Genomic DNA, 24,580 nt, shown 5'->3' with positions numbered 1-24,580 from the left:
TACCACATTTCGCAACGCCACATGGAGCATGGATGCGGTCCAGTCTTGCCAGTCGTCTCTGCGCTATCGGCGCCCCGCTTTTCCTGCTGCTGTCTGCCGCCAGCCACGCGAACGACGACCGGGCAACCGTCACCGTCACGGCAGCCTTGCCCACGGAGCAGTTTTTCGAGAATGCCGCGCTGAGCGGCGTGCTGCTGGCGCATGGACAGCTCGACCGTCGAATTGCCGCCAGCGACGCCGCCAGCGACGCCGCCAGCCTGTACCAGGCCATCCGGCAAGGCAACCCGAACGCGGAATGGCTGCGCTATGACGATGAAGGCCAGGGCTTGACACTGCCCGGCAACCGCATCGACTTCTGGCGCAAAGTCGAGCAATTCCTGGCCCGCCACAATGCCCCCCCGCTAACCCCCGATCCCGCTCAGCCATGACCCTATTGCATTTCCTGCGCGCCGCCCTGGCGGCCGTTTTCCTCGTCGCCACGAACGCCGGTGCGCAAGCCGCGCCGCCTGTGTCGGCCTTCTTTTCCAATCCCGAATTCAGCGGCGCCCTGCTGTCGCCCGACGCGCGCCACCTCGCCGTCAAAGTCAACGGTCCGAACAAGCGCGAACGGCTGGCCGTCGTCAACCTGCTCGATAACAGCATCAAGGTCGTGGCGCAATTCAGCGACGTCGATGTGGGCGACGTCGAATGGGTCAACGACGAGCGCCTGATACTGAACACGCGCGACCTCCAGACCGCGCCCGGCGACCTGCGCTACGGGCCGGGCCTGTTTGCCGTCAACCGCGACGGCAGCGATTTCCGCCTGCTGGCGGCACGCAGCGCGGAACTGATCCGCTCCACCTCGATCTACAAGCTGCTGCCCTGGCATACCTATCTGACGGGCCAGCGCGGCGCGCAACATTCCAGTGCCGTCTATGTCCGCAGCACGGTGTACACACCGACCGGCGAAGCGGATTATGAAAGCCTGCGCCTGCTGGACACGCTCACGGGCCGCAGCACGAGCGTCAAGCCGCCGGGCAAGGTGCGGCGCTGGCTGCTGGACCAGAACGGCGAACCGCGCCTGGCGGTCACCCGCGAACGCAATATCGAAAGCGTGCAGTACCTTGATCCGGACAGCGGCGGATGGCGCCAGCTGGCCCAGTTCGACGCCTACCTCGGCGGCCCCGATGCCTTCACGCCCCTGTCCTTCGGCCCCGATGGCACCTTGTATGTGAGTGCCCGCATGGGCAACGACACGCTGTCCGTGCATGCCTACGACCTGGCCGGCAACCGCATCGTACCCACGCCCTTCGTCTCGCTCGATGGGTATGACTTCAGCGGCAATCTGATCGTCCGGCAAGGCAAGCTGCTGGGCGTGCGGCATCTGAGCGACGCGCTCGCCACACGCTGGTTCGACCCGGCCATGGCGGCCACGCAGGCGCGCATCGATGCCCTATTACCCAATACCATCAACCTGGTATCGCTGGCGGCGCGGCCCGCCACGCCCTTCATGCTGGTGACGTCCTATTCAGACCGGCAGCCCGGCAAATTCACGCTGTTTAACAGCGACACGGGCAAGCTGAGCATCATCGGCGAAACGCAGCCGCTCATCCAGCCAGGGCAGATGAGCGAACAGCAGCTGGTGCGCTACAAGGTGCGCGACGGCCTGGATATTCCAGCCTGGCTCACGGTGCCCAACGGCGGCAGCGGCAAGCCATTGCCGCTGGTCGTGCTCGTGCATGGCGGCCCGTACCTGCGCGGCAGTTCCTGGCAATGGGATGCCCAGGTGCAATTTCTTGCCTCGCGCGGCTATGCCGTACTGCAACCGGAATTTCGCGGCAGCACAGGCTTCGGCAGCAGGCATTTCCGCGCCGGCTGGAAGCAATGGGGCTTGAAGATGCAAGACGATATCGCCGACGGCGCGCGCTGGGCCATCGGGCAGGGCATCGCCGATCCGCGCCGCATCTGCATCGCGGGCGCCAGCTATGGCGGCTATGCCGCCCTGATGGGCCTGGTCAACGATCCCGACCTGTTCCGCTGCGCCATCGACTGGGTGGGCGTGACCGATATCAACCTGTTGTACAGCGGCCATTGGAGCTTCAAATCCGACCTTGGCGACGACTGGAAACAGTACGGCATGCCCGAGCTGATCGGCGACCGGACGGCCAACGCCGCCCAGTTCCAGGCCACCTCGCCCATCGCCCAGGCGGCGCGCATCACCCAGCCCCTGCTGCTGGCGTATGGCGCGGCCGACCGGCGCGTGCCGCTGTATCACGGCAAGCAGTTTTATGCGGCCGTCAAACAGCATAACCGCGATGTCGAATGGGTGGTGTACGAGGAAGAGGGGCATGGCTGGACGCTGCCGCAGAACCGCATCGATTTCTGGGGCCGCGTGGAGAAATTTCTCGACAGGAATATCGGAAAAGACAGCACCCCGGCAAAAAAGGAGTAGGCTGGAGGGCCGTTCCATTTACGAGGAAATCCCATGCCGTCTGGAAAAATTCTTGTCGCCCAGGGAGGCGGTCCCACCGCCGTCATCAACCAGTCGCTGGTGGGCGTGGTGCTCGAATCGCGGCGCTTCCAGCACGTCACGCGCGTGTATGGCGCGCTGCACGGCGTGCGCGGCATCATCAATGAAGAGTTCGTCGACCTGACGCAGGAAACCAGCCACAACCTGGAGCTGGTGGCCGCCACGCCGTCCTCGGCGCTGGGCTCCACGCGCGACAAGCCGGACATCGCCTACTGCCAGCAAATCTTCGAAGTGCTGCGCGCGCACGAGATCGAACACTTCTTTTACATCGGCGGCAATGACTCGTCCGACACGGTGCGCATCGTCAGCGAGGAAGCGCACAAGGCCGGCTATCCGCTGCGCTGCATCCACATCCCGAAAACCATCGACAACGACCTGGTGGGCAGCGACCACACGCCGGGCTTTCCCTCGGCCGCGCGCTTCGTCGCGCAGGCGTTCGCGGGCGCCAACCTCGACAACGCGGCGTTGCCTGGCGTCTACGTGGGCGTGGTGATGGGCCGCCACGCGGGCTTTCTGACGGCCGCCTCGGCGCTGGGCAAGAAGTTCCCCGACGACGGCCCACATTTGATCTACCTGCCCGAGCGCGTCTTCGTGTTGGAGAACTTCCTCGCCGACGTACAAGCCACGTATGCAAAATATGGCCGCTGCGTGATCGCCGTGTCGGAAGGCATCCACGATGCGTCGGGCGAACCGATCGCCAGCCTGCTGGCCAAACAGGTAGGCAATGAGGTGGAACGCGATGCGCACGGCAACGTGCAGTTGTCGGGCACGGGCGCGCTGGCCGACCTGCTGTGCGACGAGATCAAGGCCAAGCTGGGCATCAAGCGCGTGCGCGGCGATACCTTCGGCTATCTGCAGCGCTCCTTCATCGGCTGCGTCTCCGACGTGGACCAGCGCGAAGCGAGGGAAGTGGGCGAAAAGGCCGTGCAGTTCGCCATGTGGGGCGAGCGCGACGGTTCCGTCGCCATCAAGCGCACGGGCTTTTATTCCGTCGATTACGAGTTGCTGCCCCTTTCCGATGTGGCGGGCAAGACGCGCACCATGGAAGATGAGTTCATCAGCGCCAGCGGCACGGATGTGACGGATGCCTTCCGCCTGTATCTGCGTCCGCTGCTCGGTTCCGGCATGCCGGACGCCTTCCGCCTGCGCGCCGCCAAGGTAGCGAAAGTCTTGAAGCCTTAGTGGCTTTCCGCCAGCAATAGCGGCCGCAGTTTCACGGCCGCCTCCTTCAGCTGCGGCACGTGCTGCAGCAACTGTTCCACGGATTTGCGCGCCACGGGCGCGTGGCAGGCCACGGCCGCCACGATGCGCCCGTCGGCCGCGCAGATGGGCACGGCCACGGCCACCATGCCGTGCACGAATTCCTCGTCATCGATGCCGATGCCCAGGCGGGCGATGCGCACGATCTCGCGCTCGAGCAGCACGGGGTCCGTGATGCTTTTCGGCGTGCGCGCCTGCAGGGTCAGCATGGCCAGCAATTCGCGCCGCTCCAGTAACGTCATGTGCGCCAGGAAGAGCTTGCCGCTGGCCGTGCAATGCATGGGCGCGCGCGTGCCCAGCACCAGGTGCAATCGCAGCGGTTCCTGGGTTTCCACCCGGTCCACGTACACGATCGCATTGCCCTCGGGAATGGCGAGATTGCACGTCTCGCCCGTGGCCGCCACCAGGGTGCCCAGGATGCTGCGGCTCACGCGGATCAGGGCATTGTTGCGCAGGGTGGCCAGCGCGAGGTTGGTGGACGCGGCGCCGGGCACATAGCCGCGTCCCACGGGCGTGCGCAGCACATAGCCATGCTGTTCCAGGGTATCGAGCAAACGCATCATGCTGGCCTTGGGCACCTGCATGCGCGCGGCCAGCTGCGACAGGGTCAGGGGCTGGCTGGCGCTGGCCAGGTGCTCGATCAGGCGCAGCACGCGCAAGCCCCGCGCCTCGTCGCCATGACTGGCCGCGGCAGCGGCGCCTGCCTGTCCACCCGCCGCACCACTCTCTTCGGCCTCGGCCGGCCGTTTTTGAAACGCATCATGCATGTTCTGTTTCACCTCTCGCGTATGCGGTGGTTTCCGCTTGTCCCGGTGCTGCACGTCTTTTATAAATGGAACCAGATGTTCCAAAAATAATCAATAAAGACCAGTGTATCGCAAAAAACGCCCGCCGAGGCGGCTCGATACCGCAACGCAGGAGACAAGAGCAATGTTGCAAACACACTACGATTACATCGTTGTCGGTGCCGGTTCGGCCGGCTGCGTGCTGGCCAACCGCCTGTCGCACGACAGCGGCAACCAGGTGCTGCTGCTGGAAGCGGGCGGCAAGGACAACAATCCCTGGATACACGTGCCGGTCGGCTATTTCAAGACCATGCACGACCCGAACCTGGACTGGTGCTACCGCACGGAGGCGGACGCCGGCATCGCCGGACGCCAGTTGCAATGGCCGCGCGGCAAGGTGCTGGGCGGCTCCAGCTCGCTCAACGGCTTGCTGTACGTGCGGGGCCAGAAAGAGGATTACGACCGCTGGGCCGAGCTGGGCAATGCAGGCTGGAGCTATGCCGAGGTGCTGCCCTATTTCAAGAAATCGGAAGACCAGGAACGGGGCGCCAGCGATTACCACGGCGTGGGCGGTCCATTGAAAGTGTCGGACCTGCGCCTGCGCCGTCCCATCGCCGAACATTTTATTGCGGGCGCCACGGAAAGCGGCATCCCCTTCAATGCCGATTACAACGGCGCCACGCAGGAAGGCGTGGGCTACTTCCAGCAGACGGCCAGCAAGGGCTTGCGCTGGAGCACAGCGAAAGCCTTCTTGCGTCCGGCCCGCAAGCGCGCCAACCTGCGCGTGGAAGTGCGCGCGCAGATCACGCGCGTGCTGTTCGAGGGCAAGCGCGCCGTCGGCATCGAGTACAGGCAGGATGGCCAGCTGCGCCAGGCGCGTGCCGGCGGCGAAGTGATTTTATGCGCGGGCGCCATCGGCTCGCCGCAGATCCTGCAATGCTCGGGCGTGGGCCCGCGCGCCCTGCTGGCGGACGTGGGCGTGCCGCTCGTGCACGACTTGCCCGGCGTGGGGCAGAACCTGCAAGACCACCTGCAGATCCGCCTGGTCTTCAAGACGCGCCTGAAAACCCTGAACGATGAAGTCAACAGCCTGTGGGGCAAGCTGTGGGTGGGCATCCAATATGTGTTTTCCCGCTCCGGCCCCCTCACCTTGGCAGCGAGCCAGGTGACGGTATTTACCAGGTCTTCGCCCGAAGTCACGCGGCCCGACATCCAGTTCCACATGCAGCCGCTGAGCGCCGACAAGCCGGGCGAAGGCGCGCATCCGTTTTCCGCGTTCACCTCGTCCGTGTGCCAGCTGCGCCCGCACAGCCGCGGCCACGTGTCGATCAAATCCAGCGATCCCCTCGCCTACCCGGGCATCTACCCGAACTACCTGTCCGATCCCCGCGACCAGCAGACGGCGATTGCCGCCCTGCGCGTGGCGCGCCGCATCGCCGCCGCGCCATCGCTGGCGCCGCACATCATTTCCGAGTTCGTGCCCGGCCCGCAGTTCGAGACGGATGCGCAGCTGCTGGACGCGGCGCGCCGTTTCAGCCAGTCCATCTACCACCCCAGCGGCACCTGCAAGATGGGCCACGACGCCATGGCCGTCGTCGACGACCGCCTGCGCGTGCATGGCTTGCAGAACCTGCGCGTGGTCGATGCGTCGATCATGCCGGAAATCGTCTCGGGCAATACGAATGCGCCCACCATCATGATCGCCGAAAAAGCGGCCGACATGATCCTGGCGGACGCCGTGCGCCTGCCGCAGGCGGCCTGACCCACCCGTTCCATTCCCAGCAAGGAGGATGCCAACGGCGGGCAGAGCGGCCCGCCTCCAATGACTCGGCAAGCAGCCCAGCATCAAAAAACACATAATCGATATCGATTGGAGACTAGATATTATGGATAACAATCCGCGCAATCCGAAAAAGGCCAAAGAGCTACGGAAAGTCGTGATGGCCAGCGTGATCGGCGCCACCATCGAGTGGTACGACTTCTTTTTATACGGCGTGGTGGCCGGCATCGTGTTCAGCAAACTGTATTTCCCGGGCGGCGATCCGCTCGTTTCGACCATGCTGGCCTATGGCACCTTTGCCGTGGGCTTCTTGTCGCGTCCCATCGGCGGCGTGATCTTCGGCCACTTCGGCGACAAGATCGGCCGCAAGAGCATGCTGGTCATGACCCTGATGATCATGGGCATTTCCACCTTCCTGATCGGCGTGCTGCCCACCTACGACCATATCGGCTACTGGGCGCCAGGCTTGCTGCTGTTCCTGCGCGTGCTGCAGGGCATCGGCCTGGGCGGCGAATGGGGCGGCGCCGTGCTGATGGCGTATGAATATGCGCCGCCGAAGGAGCGCGGCTTCTATGCGAGCCTGCCGCAGATCGGCCTGGCCATCGGCCTGTGCCTCGCTTCCGGCGTGGTAGCGATCCTGTCGTACAGCCTGACGGACGCGCAGTTCCTGTCCTGGGGCTGGCGCGTGGCCTTCATCCTGTCGGCGGCCCTCGTCTTCATCGGCATGTGGATACGTTTGAACGTGATGGAAACGCCGGAATTCCAGGCCGTCAAGGAAAAGAACGCGGAGACGCAGATCCCGTTCTTCGACCTCTTGAAACGCTATCCGGGCAACGTCTTGAAAGGCATGGGCGCGCGCTATATCGACGGCGTGTTCTTCAATATCTTCGGCGTGTTTTCCATCACCTACCTGACCAACACCATCAAGATCGCCCGCACGGAAGCGCTGATGGGCGTGATGGCGTCGGCCGTCGTGATGTGCTTCTGCATCCCGTTCTTCGGCCGCCTGTCGGACCGCATCGGCCGCAGCAAGGTATTTTTCTGGGGTTCGCTGATCACGGGCGTGTCGTCGATTCCCGCCTTCTGGATCATGCTGAACCACGCCGACAATCCGCTGCTGCTGTGGTGTTCCGTGATCATCCCCCTGGGCGTGCTGTATTCGGCCGTGTACGGCCCGGAAGCGGCCCTGTTCTGCGACCTGTTCGACGCCAAGGTGCGCTACACGGGCATCTCCTTCGTGTACCAGTTCTCCGGCATCTTCGCCAGCGGCCTGACGCCCATCATCGCCACCTACCTGCTGAAGACGGGCAATGGCGAACCGTGGCACATCGTCGGCTACATCCTGTTCGCGTCCCTTGTCTCGGCCGTCAGCGTGGCCATGATCGGCAAAGGCGGCGCGCAACCGGAAGGAGGCATGAAGCCGGCGCACGCAAGGTAGGCGCAGGCACGTAAAAAAAGGCAGGCCTCTTGCGAGTGCCTGCCTTTTTCATGCGAACGACAACTTAGATGACGATGGTCTGGTGCTCGTCGCCCACGCGGGCGCGGATGGTGCCGATGCGCGAGACGGTTTCGCCCGCCGCTTGCAGCTGGGCGATGGCGGCGTCCGCATTTTCCTGCGAGACGATGACGGTCATGCCGATGCCGCAGTTGAAGACGCGGTGCATTTCGGCGTCAGCCACGCCGCCATGCTGTTGCAGCCACGTGAACAGCGGCGGCATGGTCCATGCCTTCGAGTCCAGCTCGGCCACCAGGCCTGGCTGCAGCACGCGCGGGATGTTTTCCACCAGGCCGCCGCCGGTGATGTGCACCATGCCCTTGACTTCCATGGCATCCATCAGCGCCAGCAGCGGCTTGACGTAGATGCGCGTCGGCTGCATCAGCACGTCGGCCAGCTTGCGGCCGTGGAAGTCGCCTTCCAGGTCCGGCTTGGCCACTTCGATGATCTTGCGCACCAGCGAATAGCCGTTCGAGTGCACGCCCGACGAGGCCAGGCCCAGCACCACATCGCCCGGGGCGATCTTGGTGCCGTCGATGATTTTCGATTTTTCCACGGCACCCACGGCAAAACCTGCCAAGTCGTATTCGCCGGCCGGGTACATGCTCGGCATTTCCGCCGTTTCGCCGCCGATCAGCGCGCAACCGGCTTGTTCGCAACCCTGGGCAATGCCCTTGATGACGTCGGTGGCGATGGCCACGTCCAGCTTGCCGCAAGCGAAGTAGTCGAGGAAGAACAGGGGCTCGGCGCCTTGCACCAGGATGTCGTTGACGCTCATGGCGACCAGGTCGATGCCGACCGTGTCATGGCGGTTCAGTTCGAACGCCAGGCGCAATTTGGTGCCCACGCCGTCGGTGCCCGAGACCAGCACCGGCTCCTTGTACTTCTTGCTGATTTCAAACATGGCGCCAAAACCGCCCAGGCCGCCCATCACGCCTTCGCGCAGGGTGCGCTTGGCAAACGGCTTGATTGCTTCGACTAAAGCGTCGCCTGCGTCGATATCGACGCCAGCGTCACGGTAGGAAAGGGAAACATTAGAAGTCTGGTTCATGGTGTGGTGGCAGCGGAGGCGGTAAAATAGAAGGCGGATACCCGCCAGCACGCGCGCGCACGGATGTTTTTGACATCCTGCGACAGGCGGCCAGCCGGTGAATTCGGTCGATCAAGACGCTATTTTATCAAACTGCCCCCGCGATTTCGTAATTAACTGCCTTTTTTTAACGCAACAACACAACTCCATGCCATTTCCGATCACCGCCGAACAGAAGCAAACAGCATTTTGGATCGCGGTCTGGCTGGCATTTTTGCTGTTGCTCGTCAGCCTGGGCCCCATCCTGACGCCCTTCCTGGCCGCCGCCATCCTCGCCTACGTGCTCAATCCCGGCGTGGACCGCCTGCAGCGGCTGCACTACAAACGTTTTTACCTGCCCCGCCCCCTGGCCGTGCTCATCGTCGTAGTGTTGTTTTTCCTCTCGATTACGGCGCTGGTGCTGATCGTCGTGCCCGTGCTGCAGAAGGAAATCCCCCTGCTGCAGGCGCAGATTCCCCAGTTTCTCAGCAAGGCCAACGAATTCCTGGCGCCCAAACTGCGCGACCTGGGCATCCGCGTGCGCCTGGACGGCACGGGCATCAAGCGCATGCTGAGCCAGCAGATGGCCACCAGCGGCGATGAAATCTGGAGCACCGTGCTGGCCTCGGCCCGCATCGGCGGCACGGCCGTGCTGGGCTGGCTGGCCACCGTCGTGCTGATCCCCGTGGTGCTGTTCTACCTGTTGCTGGACTGGCACCCGATGCTGGCGCGCATCGCCGGCGCCGTGCCGCGCCGCTGGGTGGGCCGCACGGTGGGCATGGCGCAGGAAGTCGACACCCTGCTGGCGCAATACCTGCGCGGCCAGCTGCTCGTCATGCTGGTGCTGGCCACGTACTACTCGGTGGCGCTGGCCATCGCCGGCTTCGAAGTGGCATTGCCTGTGGGCATCATCACGGGCTTGCTGGTGTTTATTCCCTACCTGGGCTTCGGCCTGGGACTGATGCTGGCGCTGATCGCCGCCCTGCTGCAGTTTGCCGACTGGAGCGGCGTGATCGCCGTGGCCGTCATCTATGGCTGCGGCCAGGTCATCGAGGGCTTTTTCCTCACGCCGCGCCTGGTGGGCGAGCGCATCGGCTTGAATCCGCTGGCCGTGATCTTCGCCTTATTGGCCTTCGGACAACTGTTTGGTTTCGTCGGCGTTCTGCTGGCTTTGCCTGCTTCTGCCGTCCTGATGGTCGCTTTTAAGCATCTAAGACGCCACTACCTCTCCAGCAGCTTCTATAATACCTAATAAAAGCGGATATCATATCAACCTAGCAATACCACGATGCACATGCAGTAATGAAAAACAGGACAAGGCGTACGCCATGAAACAACTGGTGCTCGATTTAGGCACAGACCAGGCGCACAGCCTCGATACCTTCGAGGTGGGACAGAATGCCGAAGTGGCGCAGCTGATGCGCCAGTTCGCCGCGCGTACCTCGCGCGAACATTTTGCCTACCTGTGGGGCGAACTGGCTGCCGGCAAGAGCCATCTGCTCAAGGCCCTGGCCAGCACCGAGCGCGCGCGCTACATTTCGCCATTCTCGATCGAGTCCGAATTCGTGTATTCGCCTGACGTGGATCTGTACCTGCTCGACGACTGCGAAAAGCTGTCGCCGCTGGCGCAGATCGACGCCTTTGCCCTGTTCAATGAAATCCGCGCCAACAAGGCGTTCATGGTGTGCAGCGGCGCCGTGCCGCCGGCCGTGCTGCCCGTGCGCGAAGACTTGCGCACGCGCATGGGCTGGGGCCTGATCTATCAAATCCACGGCTTGACGGACGATGAAAAAATCGCCGCCCTGACCCAGGCGGCCACCACCCGCGGCTTGACCTTATCGCCGGGCGTGTTACCCTATCTGCTGTCCCATTTCCGGCGCGACATGCGTTCGCTGTCGACGATGCTGGACTCTCTCGACCTCTACTCCCTGGAAACCCAACGCCCGATCACCTTGCCTTTATTGCGCGAGTTGCTGCAGGCGGAAGCGAAAGAATGATGAATCTGGCCCTGTTTGACCTCGACCACACCCTGCTGCCCATCGACTCGGATCACGAGTGGGGCGAATTCCTGGTACGCATCGGTGCCGTGGACGCCGCCGAATTCACCCGCCGCAACGACGAATTTTTCGCGCAATACCAGGCCGGCACCCTGGACCCCGTGGAATACCTGGAGTTTTCCCTGGGCACCCTGGCGCAGTTCCCGCGCGAACGCCTGGAAGCGCTGCACAAGCAATTCATGGCCGAAGTGGTCTTGCCGGCCATCCGCCCCGAAGTCGTGGCCCTGCTGAAACAGCACCAGGACGCGGGCGACCTGCTGGCCATCGTCACGGCCACCAACCATTTCATCACCAAGCCCATCGCCGATGCGCTGGGCGTCGAGCACCTGCTGGCCGCCATGCCCGAATATGACGCCGAGGGCAATGTCACGGGCAAGCTGCTGGGCACGCCGACCCTGGGCGCGGGCAAGCTGACCCACACCCATGCCTGGCTGGAAAAGATGGGCAAGGAGCTGGGACAGTTCGAGCGCAGCTATTTTTACAGCGATTCACACAACGATATTCCCTTGCTGTCCGTCGTTACCCACCCTGTCGCGACCAATCCCAACACCGCTTTGAGCGCACACGCATCCCTCCACGGCTGGCCATCACTCCACTTATTCAATGATTAAAAAATTCATCCGCAAGATCCTCGGCGTTAAAAAAGAGGCAGCGCGCGACACCACGGCACCCGTGGTGCTCGGTCCTGCGCAACACGGAATCGACCCGAAACTGGTGTCGTCGAATGCCATCCGCGTCACCAGCAGCCTGCAGGAAGCGGGCTTCGAAGCCTTCGTCGTCGGCGGCGCCGTGCGCGACCTGCTGCTGGGCGTCAAACCCAAGGACTTCGACATCGCCACCAACGCCACGCCGGAACAGGTCAAGCGACTGTTTCGCCGCGCCTTCATCATCGGCAAGCGCTTCCAGATCGTGCACGTGATGTTCGGCCAGGATCTGCTGGAAGTGACGACCTTCCGCGGCGCCGGCGCCGACTCGGCGCCCAAGGATGAACATGGCCGCGTCCTGCGCGACAATACCTTCGGCTTGCAGCACGAGGATGCCCTGCGCCGCGACTTCACCATCAACGCCATGTACTACAACCCGGCCACGCAGGAAGTGCTGGACTACCATGGCGGCGTGGAAGACATCCGCGCCCAGACCTTGCGCATGATCGGCAAGCCCGAAGAGCGCTACCGCGAAGACCCCGTGCGCATGCTGCGCGTGGTGCGCTTTGCCGCCAAGCTGAAATTCACCATCGAGCCGGCCACCGCCGCGCCGATCCCCGTCATGGCGCCGCTGATCAACAACGTGCCCGCGCCGCGCGTGTTCGACGAAATGCTGAAACTGCTGATGAGCGGCCACGCGCTGGCCTGCCTGCAGCAGCTGCGCAAGGAAGGCTTGCATCACGGCCTGCTGCCGCTGCTCGACGTGGTGCTGGAGCAGCCGCTGGGCGCGAAATTCGTCACCCTGGCGCTGGACGCCACGGATGCCCGCATCGCCGCCGGCAAGACCGTCTCGCCGGGCTTTTTGTTTGCCTCGCTGCTGTGGCACCAGGTGCTGGAAAAATGGACGGCCTACCGCGCCGCCGGCGAGTCGACCATCCCCGCGCTGCACCTGGCGGCCGACGACGTGCTCGATTCGCAGACGGAAAAACTGGCCTTGCAGCGCAAGATCGGCTCCGACATGCGCGACATCTGGTCGATGCAGCCGCGCTTCGAGCGCAGGGTCGGCAAGGCCCCGTACAAGCTGCTGGAACACCTGCGCTTCCGCGCCGGCTACGACTTCCTGCTGCTGCGCTGCGCCTCGGGCGAGATCGACATGGACATCGGCGAATGGTGGACGGCCTTCTACGAAGGCGACGAGGAAACGCGCGAAGCGCTGCTCGTCAGCGCCAATGCCGCGCCGGGCGCCGTCAAGAAGAAGCGTCCGCCACGCCGCAGCACGCGCAGCAAGACGGGCACGGGCGGCTCGACCAGCGGCAGCACCAGCGGCGAGTAAACGCAGCCATGCAGACAGCAACGCAAGTTATCGCTTACATCGGCATCGGCGCGAATCTGGGCGACGCGCGCGCCAACGTGCAGGATGCGCTGGCGCGCCTGGCGCGCCTGCCCGGCGCCAGCCTGCTGGAGGCCTCGGCCAGCTACCGCACGGCGCCCATCGATTCGAGCGGCGACGACTACATCAATGCCGTGGCGCGCATCGCGACCACCCTGCCGGCAGAGGAGCTGCTGCAAGCCCTGCACGCCATCGAGGCGGCGCATGGGCGCGAGCGGCCTTACCGCAACGCCCCGCGCACGCTGGACCTGGACTTGCTGCTGTACGGCAACGAGCAGATCGCCAGCGCCACCCTGACGGTGCCGCATCCGCGCCTCACCGAGCGCGCCTTCGTGCTGGTGCCGCTGCTGGCCCTGGCGCCCGCCATCGCCGTGCCCGGCCTGGGGCCCGCGCAGGACTACCTGGCAGCCGTGGCCGGCCAGGCCATCAGCCAGCTCTGAGCCGTTTCGCTCGCATCCTCTACAATGCCGCTCCTGCAGCGCGCCGCATAAAGTACTACACTAGCGGCGTCGCAATCGCATCACCCCCTTTCACTCTAGAGAATACCTATGTCCGCTTATTTGCAAGGAACAGATCTGGCCGCCAAAGACAAGGCCGCCGCACCGGCGCCGGCGCCATCCAAGCCTGTCGCCAACAAGGCCGTGACCATCCATACGCTGGCCACGCTGCGCGCCGCCGGCGAGAAGATCACCATGCTGACCTGCTATGACGCCAGCTTCGCGTCGCTGATGGACCGCTGCGGCGTCGAGATCCTGCTGATCGGTGATTCGCTCGGCATGGTCTGCAACGGCCACAACTCCACCCTGCCCGTCACCGTGGCCGAACTGGCCTACCACACGGCTGCCGTGGCGCGCGGCAGCAAGTCGGCCATGATCCTCGCCGACCTGCCGTTCGGCGCCTATGCCACGCCCGAGACGGCGTACGCGAATGCCGTCATCCTGATGCAGGCTGGCGCGCACATGATCAAGATCGAGGGCGGCGCCTGGCTGGCCGACATCGTCCGCTTCCTCACCGAGCGCGGCATCCCCATCTGCGCCCACATCGGCCTGACGCCGCAATTCGTGCACCAGCTGGGCGGCTATAAAGTGCAGGGCAAGAGCACGGAAAGCGCCACGGAGCTGAAGAACGACGCGCTGACGCTGCAAAACGCGGGCGCCGCCATCGTGCTGATGGAAGCGATGCCCTCGCAGCTGGGCAAGGAAGTGACCGAGATGCTGACGATACCGACCATCGGCATCGGCGCCGGGCCCGACTGCTCGGGCCAGGTGCTCGTCATGCACGACATGCTGGGCGTGTTCCCAGGCCGCAAGGCGCGCTTCGTGCGCAACTTCATGGAAGGCGCAGCCAGCATCGACGACGCCGTCATCGGCTACGTGAAAGCCGTCAAGGATGGCAGCTTCCCGGCGCTGGAACACTGCTTCTGATGGTTTGATCGGGGTTCGCGGCTGCTCGCAGAACCCCGACTGCCGGGGTCAGACCCTCAGGGACTCGGCGTCCCCGTCTGCCCCCGGTCCTCCGCTCCGGCTTACCTACCCCACCTGTATCCACGTCGTCTTCAGCTCCGTGTATTTATCCAGCGCGTGCAGGGACTTGTCGCGCCCGTTGCCCGACTGCTTGTAGCCGCCGAACGGCACGGTGATGTCGTCGCCGTCGTACTGGTTGACGTGCACGGTGCCGGCGCGCAGGGCGCGTGCCGTCTGGATGGCCTTGCTGATGTCGGAGGTCCACACGGCCGCCTGCAAGCCGTACGGCGTGGCATTCGCCTGTTTCACCGCCTCGGCGATGTCCGTAAAGCCCAGCACGGACAAGACGGGCCCGAAGATCTCTTCGCGCGCGATCGTCATGCCGGCGTCCACGCCGAAGACGGTGGGCTGCACATAGTAGCCGCCCGTCTCCGTGCGTACGGCATCGCCGCCGCCCAGCAGCTGCGCGCCCTCGCTCTTGCCCGCCGCGATATAGCCCATGACCGTCTTCATCTGCGTGGCGTCGACGATGGCGCCCATGACGGTGGCTTCGTCGAGCGGGTCGCCCGGCTGGAAGCGGGGCAGCATGGCCAGGGCCTTGGCCAGGAATTCTTCCTTGATCGACTCTTCCACGAACAGGCGCGACGGCGCGTTGCAGCTTTCGCCCTGGTTGAAGAAGATGGCGCCGACGGCGGTGGCCACGGCCTTGTCCAGGTCCGGGCAATCGGCGCAGACGATGTTGGCGGACTTGCCGCCCAGTTCCGTCCAGGCCCGTTTCAGGTTCGACTGGCCCGCCATCTGCACGATCAGTTTCCCCGTGCGCGTGGACCCCGTAAAGCCGATGCAATCGACATCCATGTGCAGCGCCAGCGCGGCGCCCGCCTCGTTGCCGTAGCCGGGCAGCACGTTGAAGACGCCTTTCGGCACGCCCGCTTCCAGCGCGATGTCGGCCAGCCGCAGGGCCGTCAGCGGGGATTTTTCCGACGGTTTCAATATCACGCTGTTGCCGGCCGCGAGCGCGGGCGCGATCTTCCAGGCGGCCATGATCATCGGGTAGTTCCACGGCACGATGGCGGCGACCACGCCCACCGGTTCGCGCGTGATCAGCGCCAGGCTGTTGGCGGGCGTGGGCGCAATTTCATCGTAGATCTTGTCGATCGCCTCGCCATACCAGCGCAGGCAGTTGGCCGTGGCGCCCACATCCACGCTCTGGCTGTATTTGATCGGCTTGCCCATGTCCAGGGTTTCCAGCAGGGCCAGTTCGGGACCGTATTTCTGCACCAGGTCGGCAAACTTGATCAGTATCCGCTTGCGCTGCGCGGGCGACTTGCCCGCCCAGCGGCGGTCGTCAAAGGCGGCGCGGGCCGCCTGCACGGCCGCATCCACGTCCGCGCCATCGCAGCGCGCCACCGGCCCCAGCGAGCGCCCATCGATGGGCGACAGATTGTCGAATGTCTGGCCGGACTTCGCCGCCATCCGTTCGCCATCGATGAAGGCGCGGCCATCGATCTTGATCTCTGCGGCACGTGCATGCCAGCTGGTGTTTTCCGTCATCGCCGTCTCCTGAAAGGTGAAGACGCCAGCTTACTCCTAGTCCGCCGAATACGCCGCAGACATCTGCTTGCGGCGTCTGCGGTCGGCGCGCGCCAGCATCACCGCATACACGATCACGGCGATCGTCACAGCGAGGATGGTCAGCGCGGCGATGGCGTTCACGCGCGGGTCCAGCCCCAGGCGCGCGCGCGAGAAGATCACCAGCGGCATGGTCGTCGAACCGGGGCCGGACAGGAAAGCGGAGAGCACCACGTCGTCGAGCGACAGGGTAAACGTCAGCAGCCAGGCCGAGGCAAGCGCTTGCGTGATGTTCGGCAGGGTCACGAGGAAGAAGACCTGGTGCGCGCGGCAGCCCAGGTCCATGGCCGCTTCGGCCAGCGACTTGCTCATCTCCTGCAGGCGCGACTGTACCACCACGGCCGCATACGCCATGCCCAGCAGCGTGTGGCCCAGCCAGATGGTCAGCACGCCCCGCTCGGGAAAGCCGAAGACCTTTTGCATGGACACGAGCATCAGCAGCAAGGACAAGCCGATGATCACTTCCGGCATCACCAGCGGCGCGCTGACCATGGACGAGAACAGGGTGCGGCCGCGGAAGCGCTGGTAATTGGTCAGCGCAAAGGCGGCAAACGTGCCGAGGATGACGGAAGACGTCGCCGACATGAAGGCGATCTTCAAGGACAGACCGAAGCCCGAGATGATTTCCGTGTCGCTCATCAACTCGCTGTACCAGCGCAGCGAAAAACCGCTCCACACCATGTCCTGGCGCGAGCTGTTGAACGAGAAGACGATCAGTACGATGATGGGCAGGTACAGGAACAGATAGCCCAGCGAAAGCCAGCCCCGCCCGAACCAGCGCTGCAGGAAATTACGTCCGTTCATGCTTGTTTCTCCGCGTCCTGGTCCGTCTTGTATTTGTTAAAAATCGCCATCGGCACGAGGATCAGCAGGATCACCAGCACCGTCACCGACGAAGCCATGGCCCAGTCGTTGTTCGTGAAGTATTCATCCCACAGCACCCGGCCGATCATCAGGGTTTCCGGGCCGCCCAGCAGCTCGGGAATCACGTATTCGCCCACGGATGGAATGAATACCAGCATGGCGCCGGCGATGATGCCCGACTTCGACAGGGGCACGGTGATGCGCCAGAATGCCTGCAAGGGCGTGGCGCCCAGGTCGGCCGCCGCTTCCAGGTAACGCATGTCCATTTTGACCAGGTTGGCGTACAGGGGCAGGATCATGAACGGCAGGTAGGCGTACACCATGCCGACGACCAGCGAGAACGAGGTATTCATCATGTGCAGCGGTTCGCTCACCACGCCCAGCGCCAGCAGCAGGTCGTTGAGCAGGCCGTGGTTGGCCAGGATGCCCTTCCACGCATACACGCGCAGCAGGAACGAGGTCCAGAAAGGCAGCATCACCAGCATCATCAGCACGGGGCGGATGGACGGCTTGGCGCGCGCCATGAAGTAGGCGAACGGGTAGCCGATAAACAGGCAGATGGCCGTGGTAATGGCCGCGTACTTGATGGAACTGAGATAGGTGAGCAGATACAGTTCATCGGCGGCGATGAACAGGTAATTGGCGACTTTCACCTTCAACACGACGATGCCGTCGACGTACGACAGCAAGCCGCCGAACGGGCTGCCCGCCGTATCCATGTCGGACAGGCTGATGCGCAGCACGATCAGGAACGGCACCAGGAAGGCGACTGCCAGGAACAGCGAAGGCACGGCGATGACGGCATTGCGGCCCGTGAGCCAGCGCAGGGTGACGATGTGGCGCAGCGATTGCAGGAGGGACGTCATGATGGCCTCAGCTGGTCAGCACGACGATGTCGGCGCCATCCCACCATACCCACACGCGCTGCTCGCGCTCGAGGCGCGAGACATCGTGGCGGGCCGCGTTGGTGCGCGAGACTTTCACCACCGTGCCGCTGTCGAGGCGCACGTGGTAGCTGGTTTCATTGCCAAAGTACGCCATGGCGACGATCACGCCCTGGGCGCAGTTGTAGCCATGTTCGGCCGGCGACACGCGCTCTTCCAGGGCGGGGGGGTCGATCTGGATGCCGATTTTCTCGGGGCGCACGGCCACCGAAACATCCATGCCCAGGTTGCCCGTGATGCCGTGCGCGACATACTGGCGGCCGTCGGGCGTGTCGATGATCACGTGATCGGGTTCGTCTTCCGTGATGCGGCCATCGAACAGGTTGACGCTGCCGATGAAGTCGGCGACGAAGCGGCAGTTCGGCGTTTCATAGATTTCGCCGGGCGCGCCCACTTGCAGGATGCGCCCTTCGCTCATGACGGCGATGCGCGTGGCCATGCTCATGGCCTCGTCCTGGTCGTGCGTGACCATCACGCAGGTGACGCCCACCTGTTCGATGATGTTCACCAGTTCCATCTGCGTGCGCTCGCGCAGTTTTTTATCCAGCGCGCCCAGCGGCTCGTCGAGCAGCAGCAATTGCGGCCGCTTGGCCAGGCTGCGCGCCAGCGCCACGCGCTGCTGCTGGCCGCCCGACAGCTGGTGCGGCTTGCGCTTCGCGTATTGGCCCAGCTGCACCAACGCCAGCATCTGCTCGACCCGCGCCGCCACTTCCGCTTTCGGCAAGCCATCGCGGCGCAGGCCGAAGGCGATGTTGTCCCACACGGACAGGTGGGGGAACAGCGCATACGACTGGAACATCATGTTGATGGGGCGCTGGTGCGGCGGCACATCGACGATGCTGTTGCCCGCCAGGGCGATGCGCCCCGACGTCGGCGTCTCGAAGCCGGCCAGCATGCGCAGCAGGGTCGACTTGCCGCAACCGGAACTGCCCAGCAAGGCGAAAATCTCGCCCTTGTTGATCGTCACGGAAATCGCATCGACGGCGCGCACGCCATCGAATTCCTTGACCAGCTGATCAATCAGCAGAAAAGGCGCTTGGGCGTCGCGGGCCGACGCGGCAGGTGTTGCTATCGTCATGTGTGGGTAGCTTCTGGGTAAGAGGGTGTCAAAATGAAAAACTGGCCGCTATAGTAGCGGCCAAGATGGAAGTTTAGCGGAACTGCCGCGATTCTGGTCCAAAAAATGCGCAGATGGCGGCAAAATTGGGCAAAAACCGACACCAGCCCAGGAGCAACCCCCGGGGTCGCACCCTCAGGGTAGGACCCCGGCCCTTGCGTTTGGGTACAACGCTACACCCAGCCCTTCGCCTGCACGTCCGCAAGGGTCTTGTCCAGGCACACCCGGATCAGGCCCACCATCTCGTCGATCTGCGCGCGCGTCATGACCAGCGGCGGGGCGACGATCATGCGCTCGCCCACGGCGCGCATGATGACGCCATTGTCGAACATGTGGCCGCGGCAGATCATGCCCACGCCCTGGTCCTCGTCGAACAGTTCGTTGTCATGCACGGTGGCGCCCTTCCGACGCACCAGGTTCAGGCCCGCGACCAGGCCGCAGCTGTCCGCATAGCCCACCAGCGGATGCTCGCCCAGACTGGCGAAGCACTGCTTCAGGTACGGTCCCGTATCGTCGGCCACCTTGGCCACCAATTGTTCTTCCTCGATGATGCGGATGTTTTCCAGCGCGGCCGCGCAGGCGACGGGGTGGCCGGAATACGTGAAGCCGTGCGTGAATTCGCCGCCCTGTTCGATCAGGACCTTGGCGACGCGGTCGCCCACCAGCACGCCGCCCAGCGGCACGTAGCCCGAGGTGACGCCCTTGGCAAACGTGATCAGGTCGGGCCTGATGCCGAACAGCTCGGAGCCGAACCAGCGCCCCAGGCGACCGAAGCCGCAGATGACTTCATCGGCGATAAGCAAAATGCCGTACTTGTCACAGATGCGCTGGATCTCGGGCCAGTAGGTCGAGGGCGGGATGATCACGCCACCGGCACCCTGCACCGGTTCGCCGATGAAGGCGGCCACCTTGCCGGCGCCGATTTCGAGGATCTTGTCTTCCAGCCAGCAAGCCGCCTTGATACCGAATTCTTCGGGAGTCAATCCGTGGCCAGCCTCCAGATAATTGGGCTGGCCGATATGCGCGATGCCGGGGATGGGCAAGCCGCCCTGCGCATGCATGCCATCCATGCCGCCCAGCGAAGCTCCCGCCACCGTGCTGCCGTGATACGCATTGTGGCGGCTGATGACGGTGTGGCGCTCCTTGTGGCCAAGGATGTCCCAGTAGCGGCGCACCATGCGCAGATTCGTGTCGTTGCCCTCGGAGCCGGAACTGGTGAAGAACACGTGCTGGAACTGCGGCGGAGAGATTTGCGCCAGCTTGGCCGCCAGCTGCGCGGCCGGCACGTTGGTCGTGCCAAAGAAGCTGTTATAGAACGGCAGCGTCTCCATCTGCCGGTACACGGCTTGCGAGATCGACGTGCGGCCATAGCCCACGTTGACGCACCACAGGCCCGACATGCCGTCGACGATCTTCCTGCCCTGGCTATCCCACAGGTAGACGCCGTCTCCGCGCACCATCACGCGCGCACCCTTGCTGGCGAGATCCTGGAAATTGGTGAACGGGTGCAGGTAGTGGGCCGAGTCCATCTGCTGGATGGCGGCCGTGTCGTACACCTGCGGCACCGCGTTTTTCTGCGCCACGGAGGCGACCAGCGCGGCGCTGGGCGCCAGCGGATTGTTTGTTGTGCTCATTGCGATCCTTTCCTAGACGTGGAGCAGCAGATGTTCGCGCTCCCACGGACTGATGACGGTCATGAATTCCTGGTGCTCGAGGTCCTTGATGGCCGCATACACGTCGATGAAGCGCTCGCCCAGCACCGTGCGCAGCTTGTCTTCCGCGCGCAGCAGTTGCAGCGCTTCGGGCAAGCCTTGCGGCAGCTCGAATTTCAGGTCATACGCGCTGCCCACCATCATCGGCGTCGCTTCCAGCTGTTCCGTCATGCCCAGGTAGCCGCAAGCCAGGGTCACGGCCAGGGCCAGGTAGGGATTGGCGTCGGCGCCGATGATGCGGTTTTCCACGCGGCGGTCCTGCACGCCCGACTCGGGCACGCGGAAGCCCACGGTACGGTTATCCAGGCCCCACTGGATGTTGATGGGCGCGGCCGTGTGGCGCACGATGCGGCGGTAGGAATTCACGTAGGGCGCGACGATGGCCATGGCCGACGGCATGTAGCGCTGCAGGCCCGCGATGTAGTGCTTGAAGATGGGCGCAGCCGAGCCGTCCTCGTTGCTGAAGATATTCAGGCCCGTCTTCGCATCGACGACGCTCTGGTGCACGTGCATGGCGGAACCCGGCTCGCCCGCCATGGGCTTGGCCATGAAAGTGGCATACATATCGTGTTTCAGGGCCGCTTCGCGCAGGGTGCGCTTGAAGAAAAACACCTTGTCGGCCAGGCCCAGCGGATCGCCGTGCAGGAAGTTGATTTCCATCTGTCCCGCGCCGATCTCGTGGATCAGGGTATCGACGTCAAGGTTCATCAGTTCGCAGTAATCGTAGATATCCTCGAACAGGGGATCGAACTCGTTGACGGCGTCGATGCTGTACACCTGGCGGCTCGTCTCGGCCCGCCCGCTGCGCCCGATGGGCGGCTTCAAGGGCAGGTCGGGGTCCGTGTTTTTCGCCGTCAGGTAAAACTCCAGTTCCGGCGCCACCACGGGTTTCCAGCCCTTGTCCGCATACAGTTTCAGCACGCGCCGCAGCACGGAGCGGGGAGCGAAATCGACCAGCATGCCGTCGGCGAAATAGCAGTCGTGGATGACTTGCGCGGTGGGGTCCGTGGCCCACGGCACCATGGTGATGGTGGTGGGATCGGCCTTCAAGATCATGTCGCGGTCGGTGCTGGAAATGGCGCGGTCATAGCCGCCGTCGTCGACCGGATAATTGCCCGTCACCGTCATGCCCAGCACCGCTTCCGGGATGCGCATGCCGCGCTCCTGGGTAAATTTCCCGCGCGGCAGGATCTTCCCCCGCGCCACGCCTGTCAGGTCGGGCACCAGGCATTCGATTTCCGTGACGCGCTTTTCATTGAGCCACAAATCCATGTCCGTATAAGTGAAATTTTCGCGTATTGCCATGCTTCCCTCTCGCTGGTCTTGATCAAACGCCGCGTACTGCGTGCGGCGCGCCTGTCATCCTGTCTTCCTGTGCTGCTGCTCCCGGTAATCGCGGCATGCCTGGCCGAAGGCATCGAACAGGCGCATCGACTGCGGGTTGTCTTCCACCTGCCATTCCGGATGCCATTGCACGGCCAGGGTAAAACCGGCGGCGCTGGCCACCGTATAGGCTTCCACCAGGCCGTCGTCGGCCAGGGCTTCCACCAGCAAGCCGTCGGCCAGCCGGGCAATGCCCTGGCCATGCAGGGAATTGACCAGCATTTCGCTCTCGCCGCCCAGCAGCCGTGACAGCAGGCCTTCGGGCATCAGCTTGATGCGGTGCGCGGGCGCGTACTGGCGCGCCAAGGGATCGAGCACGTTTTCGCGGTGGTCCTGCATGCCCGGCACCGCGTGCACGGCCTGGTGCAGGCTGCCGCCCAGCGCCACGTTGACTTCCTGGAAGCCGCGGCAGATGGCCAGCAAGGGCAGCTGGCGCGCCAGCGCGGCGCGGATCAGGGGCAAGGTGGTGGCGTCGCGCGCGGGGTCTTGCGGCAGGTCGGGGTGCAGGATGTCTTCGCCATACAGGCGCGCATCGACGTTCGAGGCGGAACCGGTCAGCATGACACCGTCGGCGATATGCAGCGCCGCTTCCAGGTCCGCCTCCACTCCAAAAGCGGGCAGCAGCAGCGGCATGCAGCCGGCGCCGTGCAGCACGGCGTGCAGGTATTTGTCCTGCGCCATGTGCCAGACGTGGCTGCCGAGCTGGCGCTGGCAGGCGGGGACGAGAACGATGGGACGGCGCATAGAGTGCTACCTCGCTGGCGTGACGATCCAATGACAGCGCATGACGGCGCTGCCGCTCGCTTCACTGTACAGCAGAGCCGCAGGCAGCGGCCACACCGATGGGCGTGGCCAGCGGTGGCACACATCGCCTACACTACGGCTTTGCAGTATTGCCTTTATTAAAATCATCATATGCCCGTCCGGCGCCAAACACCAGCACCGCAGGCAAAGTCGCCCTTTTTCACATGCATCCACACCACTTCCACGCCCTCCAGACCCTGTTTTCTCCCATGCGGAGGCCAGCATGAAGCACATGCCATGGCGCGACTTCTCTGCCCTCGTGGTCAGCATCGGTGTGGTGGGCCTGGGCCTGGGCGCCACCATGCCGCTCACCGCACTGACCCTGCACCAGCGCGGCGTGGGCACGGACATCATCGGCATGATCACGGCCGTCAGCGCCCTGGGCATCCTGGCCGCATCGCCGTTCGTCTCGGGCTGGGTGGGGCGCTTCGGCGCGCGCGCCACCATGCTGGGCGCCGTCTGGGTAGCGTCGCTGGCGACGGTCGCCATGCAGTTCACCGACCACCTGCTGGCGTGGAGCGTGCTGCGTTTCCTGTTCGGCGGCGCCATGGGCGTGCTGTTTACCATCGGCGAGGCGTGGGTCAACCGCCTGGCGCCCGACAATTCGCGGGGCCGCGTGGTGGCCATGTACACCACCAGCTTTACGTTTTTCCAGCTGATCGGCCCTGCCCTCGTGGCCCTGTTCAACGACAAGATCAGCTGGAGCTTCGCCGCCTGCGGCCTGCTGTTCCTGCTGGCCGTGCCGGGCCTGATGCTGATCTCGAACAGCGGCCCGGAAAGGGAGCCGGAAGAGCATGGCGTGAAGTGGACCTTGATCCTGCCGCGCATGCCGATGATCGTGCTGGGCGCCGCCTTCTTCGCCCTGTTCGATACCCTGGCATTGAGCTTGCTGCCCCTGTATGCGATGGAGCACGGCATCGGCACGGACCTGGCCCTGCTGTCGGCCACCGTGGTGCTGGTGGGCGACACGGGCCTGCAGTTTGCGCTGGGCTGGATGGCCGACCGCTTCGGCCGCGCCAGGGTCCATGCCGGCTGCGGCGTGGCCGTCTGCCTGCTGCTGCCGCTGCTGCCGTTCGCCGTCGGCACGCCGTGGCTGTGGTGGACCTTGCTGTTGCTGCTGGGCGCGGCGGCGGGCGGCATCTACATGCTGGCGCTGGTGGCCTGCGGCGAGCGGTTTACGGGCCTGTCGCTGACCAGCGCCAGCGCCATCGTCAATGCCACCTGGGGCATCACCAGCGGCGGCGGTCCCCTGCTGACGGGCGTGCTGATGCAGTCCGTGGGCGTGAATGCCTTGCCGGCCGTGATGTGGGTGTGCGCCGCCATTTTCGTGGGCAGCGCCGTGTGGGAGCGCAGGAAGGGGATCGTGTAGCCTGCGCTATTTCTGGATTTTTTCCAGCCGCTGGCGCAACTCCACGGCCACCGGATAATCGGGATACGCCTGCCTGAACGCGGCCCATTCCTCCTGCGCCAGCGCACCTTCGCCTGCCTTGAGCAAGGCATCGATCTTCACCAGCCACACGGAGGCATCCAGTTTTGCCGGCGGTGGCAGCGAGACGGTACGTGCCGCAACGGGCGCGGGCATGGCCAGCGCCCGTTGCGCGGGCGCCTGGCGCTGCAGGCTCGATTCGGCCTGCATGGGCTGCGCCATCGCCGCGGCAGGCGCCGGCGGGGG

22 protein-coding genes are annotated in these 24,580 nt (G+C 64.4%); 12 read left to right on the top strand and 10 right to left on the bottom strand.

Translation table 11 applies throughout. From position 1 onward, the window contains the following. Positions 1–32 precede the first annotated feature (32 nt). From GCN75_RS21360 to GCN75_RS21350, 3 genes are read left to right on the top strand one after another with little or no spacing between them, the layout of a single operon-like run. Complete coding sequence (locus GCN75_RS21360; RefSeq protein ID WP_152284199.1) at positions 33–428, top strand: alpha/beta hydrolase family protein; 396 nt, start codon at positions 33–35, stop codon at positions 426–428. Beyond that, positions 425–2,431 carry an alpha/beta hydrolase family protein gene (locus tag GCN75_RS21355; protein ID WP_152284198.1) on the top strand — a complete coding sequence of 669 codons (2,007 nt, stop codon included), beginning with the start codon at positions 425–427 and terminating at the stop codon, positions 2,429–2,431. Before GCN75_RS21360 ends, GCN75_RS21355 begins: the two co-directional genes overlap by 4 nt. A gap of 33 nt (positions 2,432–2,464) precedes the next feature. Next, on the top strand, positions 2,465–3,691 hold the full coding sequence (locus tag GCN75_RS21350) for a 6-phosphofructokinase (protein ID WP_152284197.1): 1,227 nt from the start codon (positions 2,465–2,467) through the stop codon (positions 3,689–3,691). On the opposite strand, the gene GCN75_RS21345 is transcribed toward GCN75_RS21350, so the two are convergent. Next, on the bottom strand, positions 3,688–4,536 hold the full coding sequence (locus GCN75_RS21345; RefSeq protein ID WP_152284196.1) for an IclR family transcriptional regulator: 849 nt from the start codon (positions 4,534–4,536) through the stop codon (positions 3,688–3,690). The genes GCN75_RS21350 and GCN75_RS21345 overlap by 4 nt on opposite strands. A gap of 163 nt (positions 4,537–4,699) precedes the next feature. Between GCN75_RS21345 and GCN75_RS21340 the strand changes: the two genes are divergently transcribed. Both GCN75_RS21340 and GCN75_RS21335 read left to right on the top strand, forming a co-directional pair. Beyond that, positions 4,700–6,316, top strand: coding sequence for a GMC family oxidoreductase (locus GCN75_RS21340; RefSeq protein ID WP_152284195.1), 1,617 nt, complete (start codon positions 4,700–4,702; stop codon positions 6,314–6,316). 124 nt (positions 6,317–6,440) lie between these two features. After that, on the top strand, positions 6,441–7,772 hold the full coding sequence (locus tag GCN75_RS21335) for an MFS transporter (RefSeq protein WP_152284194.1): 1,332 nt from the start codon (positions 6,441–6,443) through the stop codon (positions 7,770–7,772). Between the two features lie 64 nt (positions 7,773–7,836). Here GCN75_RS21335 and purM read toward each other — a convergent pair whose 3' ends face one another. Next, positions 7,837–8,880 (bottom strand): phosphoribosylformylglycinamidine cyclo-ligase, encoded by a 1,044-nt coding sequence (gene purM, locus GCN75_RS21330; RefSeq protein ID WP_034788683.1) that lies wholly within the window; start codon positions 8,878–8,880, stop codon positions 7,837–7,839. A 187-nt stretch (positions 8,881–9,067) separates the two neighbouring features. On the opposite strand from purM, the gene GCN75_RS21325 reads away from it, so the two are divergent. The 6 genes from GCN75_RS21325 to panB all read left to right on the top strand — a co-directional run bounded on the left by GCN75_RS21325 (position 9,068) and on the right by panB (position 14,413). Beyond that, complete coding sequence (locus GCN75_RS21325; protein WP_152284193.1) at positions 9,068–10,150, top strand: AI-2E family transporter; 1,083 nt, start codon at positions 9,068–9,070, stop codon at positions 10,148–10,150. Positions 10,151–10,226: 76 nt separating this feature from the next. Continuing rightward, positions 10,227–10,895 (top strand): DnaA regulatory inactivator Hda, encoded by a 669-nt coding sequence (gene hda, locus GCN75_RS21320; RefSeq protein ID WP_058048421.1) that lies wholly within the window; start codon positions 10,227–10,229, stop codon positions 10,893–10,895. Further along, a complete protein-coding gene (locus GCN75_RS21315) occupies positions 10,895–11,566 on the top strand; it encodes a histidinol-phosphatase (RefSeq protein WP_152284238.1) in 672 nt (223 codons plus the stop codon). The genes hda and GCN75_RS21315 overlap by 1 nt, the downstream gene beginning before the upstream one ends. Continuing rightward, entirely contained in the window at positions 11,559–12,932 is a 1,374-nt protein-coding gene (gene pcnB, locus GCN75_RS21310) for a polynucleotide adenylyltransferase PcnB (protein ID WP_152284192.1), read from the top strand. The genes GCN75_RS21315 and pcnB overlap by 8 nt, the downstream gene beginning before the upstream one ends. Positions 12,933–12,940: 8 nt before the next feature. Continuing rightward, positions 12,941–13,429: a 2-amino-4-hydroxy-6-hydroxymethyldihydropteridine diphosphokinase gene (gene folK / locus GCN75_RS21305; RefSeq protein ID WP_152284191.1), complete on the top strand. Its 489-nt coding sequence runs from the start codon at positions 12,941–12,943 to the stop codon at positions 13,427–13,429. 108 nt (positions 13,430–13,537) lie between these two features. Then, entirely contained in the window at positions 13,538–14,413 is an 876-nt protein-coding gene (gene panB / locus GCN75_RS21300; protein ID WP_193317591.1) for a 3-methyl-2-oxobutanoate hydroxymethyltransferase, read from the top strand. A 105-nt stretch (positions 14,414–14,518) separates the two neighbouring features. On the opposite strand, the gene GCN75_RS21295 is transcribed toward panB, so the two are convergent. The 7 genes from GCN75_RS21295 to GCN75_RS21265 form a co-directional block, all read right to left on the bottom strand. Then, a complete protein-coding gene (locus GCN75_RS21295; protein WP_152284190.1) occupies positions 14,519–16,006 on the bottom strand; it encodes an aldehyde dehydrogenase in 1,488 nt (495 codons plus the stop codon). A 36-nt stretch (positions 16,007–16,042) separates the two neighbouring features. Next, positions 16,043–16,888 (bottom strand): ABC transporter permease, encoded by an 846-nt coding sequence (locus GCN75_RS21290; protein WP_152254920.1) that lies wholly within the window; start codon positions 16,886–16,888, stop codon positions 16,043–16,045. After that, positions 16,885–17,814, bottom strand: coding sequence for an ABC transporter permease subunit (locus tag GCN75_RS21285; protein WP_152284189.1), 930 nt, complete (start codon positions 17,812–17,814; stop codon positions 16,885–16,887). Before GCN75_RS21285 ends, GCN75_RS21290 begins: the two co-directional genes overlap by 4 nt. 7 nt (positions 17,815–17,821) lie before the next feature. Next, complete coding sequence (locus tag GCN75_RS21280; protein WP_152284188.1) at positions 17,822–18,970, bottom strand: ABC transporter ATP-binding protein; 1,149 nt, start codon at positions 18,968–18,970, stop codon at positions 17,822–17,824. A gap of 212 nt (positions 18,971–19,182) precedes the next feature. Then, positions 19,183–20,643: an aspartate aminotransferase family protein gene (locus tag GCN75_RS21275; protein ID WP_152284187.1), complete on the bottom strand. Its 1,461-nt coding sequence runs from the start codon at positions 20,641–20,643 to the stop codon at positions 19,183–19,185. A gap of 12 nt (positions 20,644–20,655) precedes the next feature. Beyond that, positions 20,656–22,026, bottom strand: coding sequence for a glutamine synthetase family protein (locus tag GCN75_RS21270; protein WP_152284186.1), 1,371 nt, complete (start codon positions 22,024–22,026; stop codon positions 20,656–20,658). Between the two features lie 54 nt (positions 22,027–22,080). Further along, a complete protein-coding gene (locus GCN75_RS21265; protein ID WP_152284185.1) occupies positions 22,081–22,848 on the bottom strand; it encodes a gamma-glutamyl-gamma-aminobutyrate hydrolase family protein in 768 nt (255 codons plus the stop codon). A gap of 283 nt (positions 22,849–23,131) precedes the next feature. Between GCN75_RS21265 and GCN75_RS21260 the strand changes: the two genes are divergently transcribed. Next, the gene (locus GCN75_RS21260) at positions 23,132–24,277 is read left to right on the top strand and encodes an MFS transporter (RefSeq protein ID WP_152284184.1); all 1,146 of its coding nucleotides are present in this window, start codon (positions 23,132–23,134) and stop codon (positions 24,275–24,277) included. Positions 24,278–24,283: 6 nt separating this feature from the next. Here the strand turns inward: GCN75_RS21260 and GCN75_RS29270 are convergent. Next, positions 24,284–24,580 (bottom strand): hypothetical protein (locus tag GCN75_RS29270; protein WP_226941506.1); only part of this gene is annotated, 297 nt, incomplete at its 5' end.

It is taken from the genome of Janthinobacterium violaceinigrum (genome assembly GCF_009208555.1).
In the GTDB taxonomy this organism is placed as follows: domain Bacteria; phylum Pseudomonadota; class Gammaproteobacteria; order Burkholderiales; family Burkholderiaceae_D; genus Janthinobacterium; species Janthinobacterium violaceinigrum.
The sequence above is the reverse complement of the archived record's forward strand: the minus strand, read 5'-3'. Positions and strand labels throughout refer to the sequence as shown.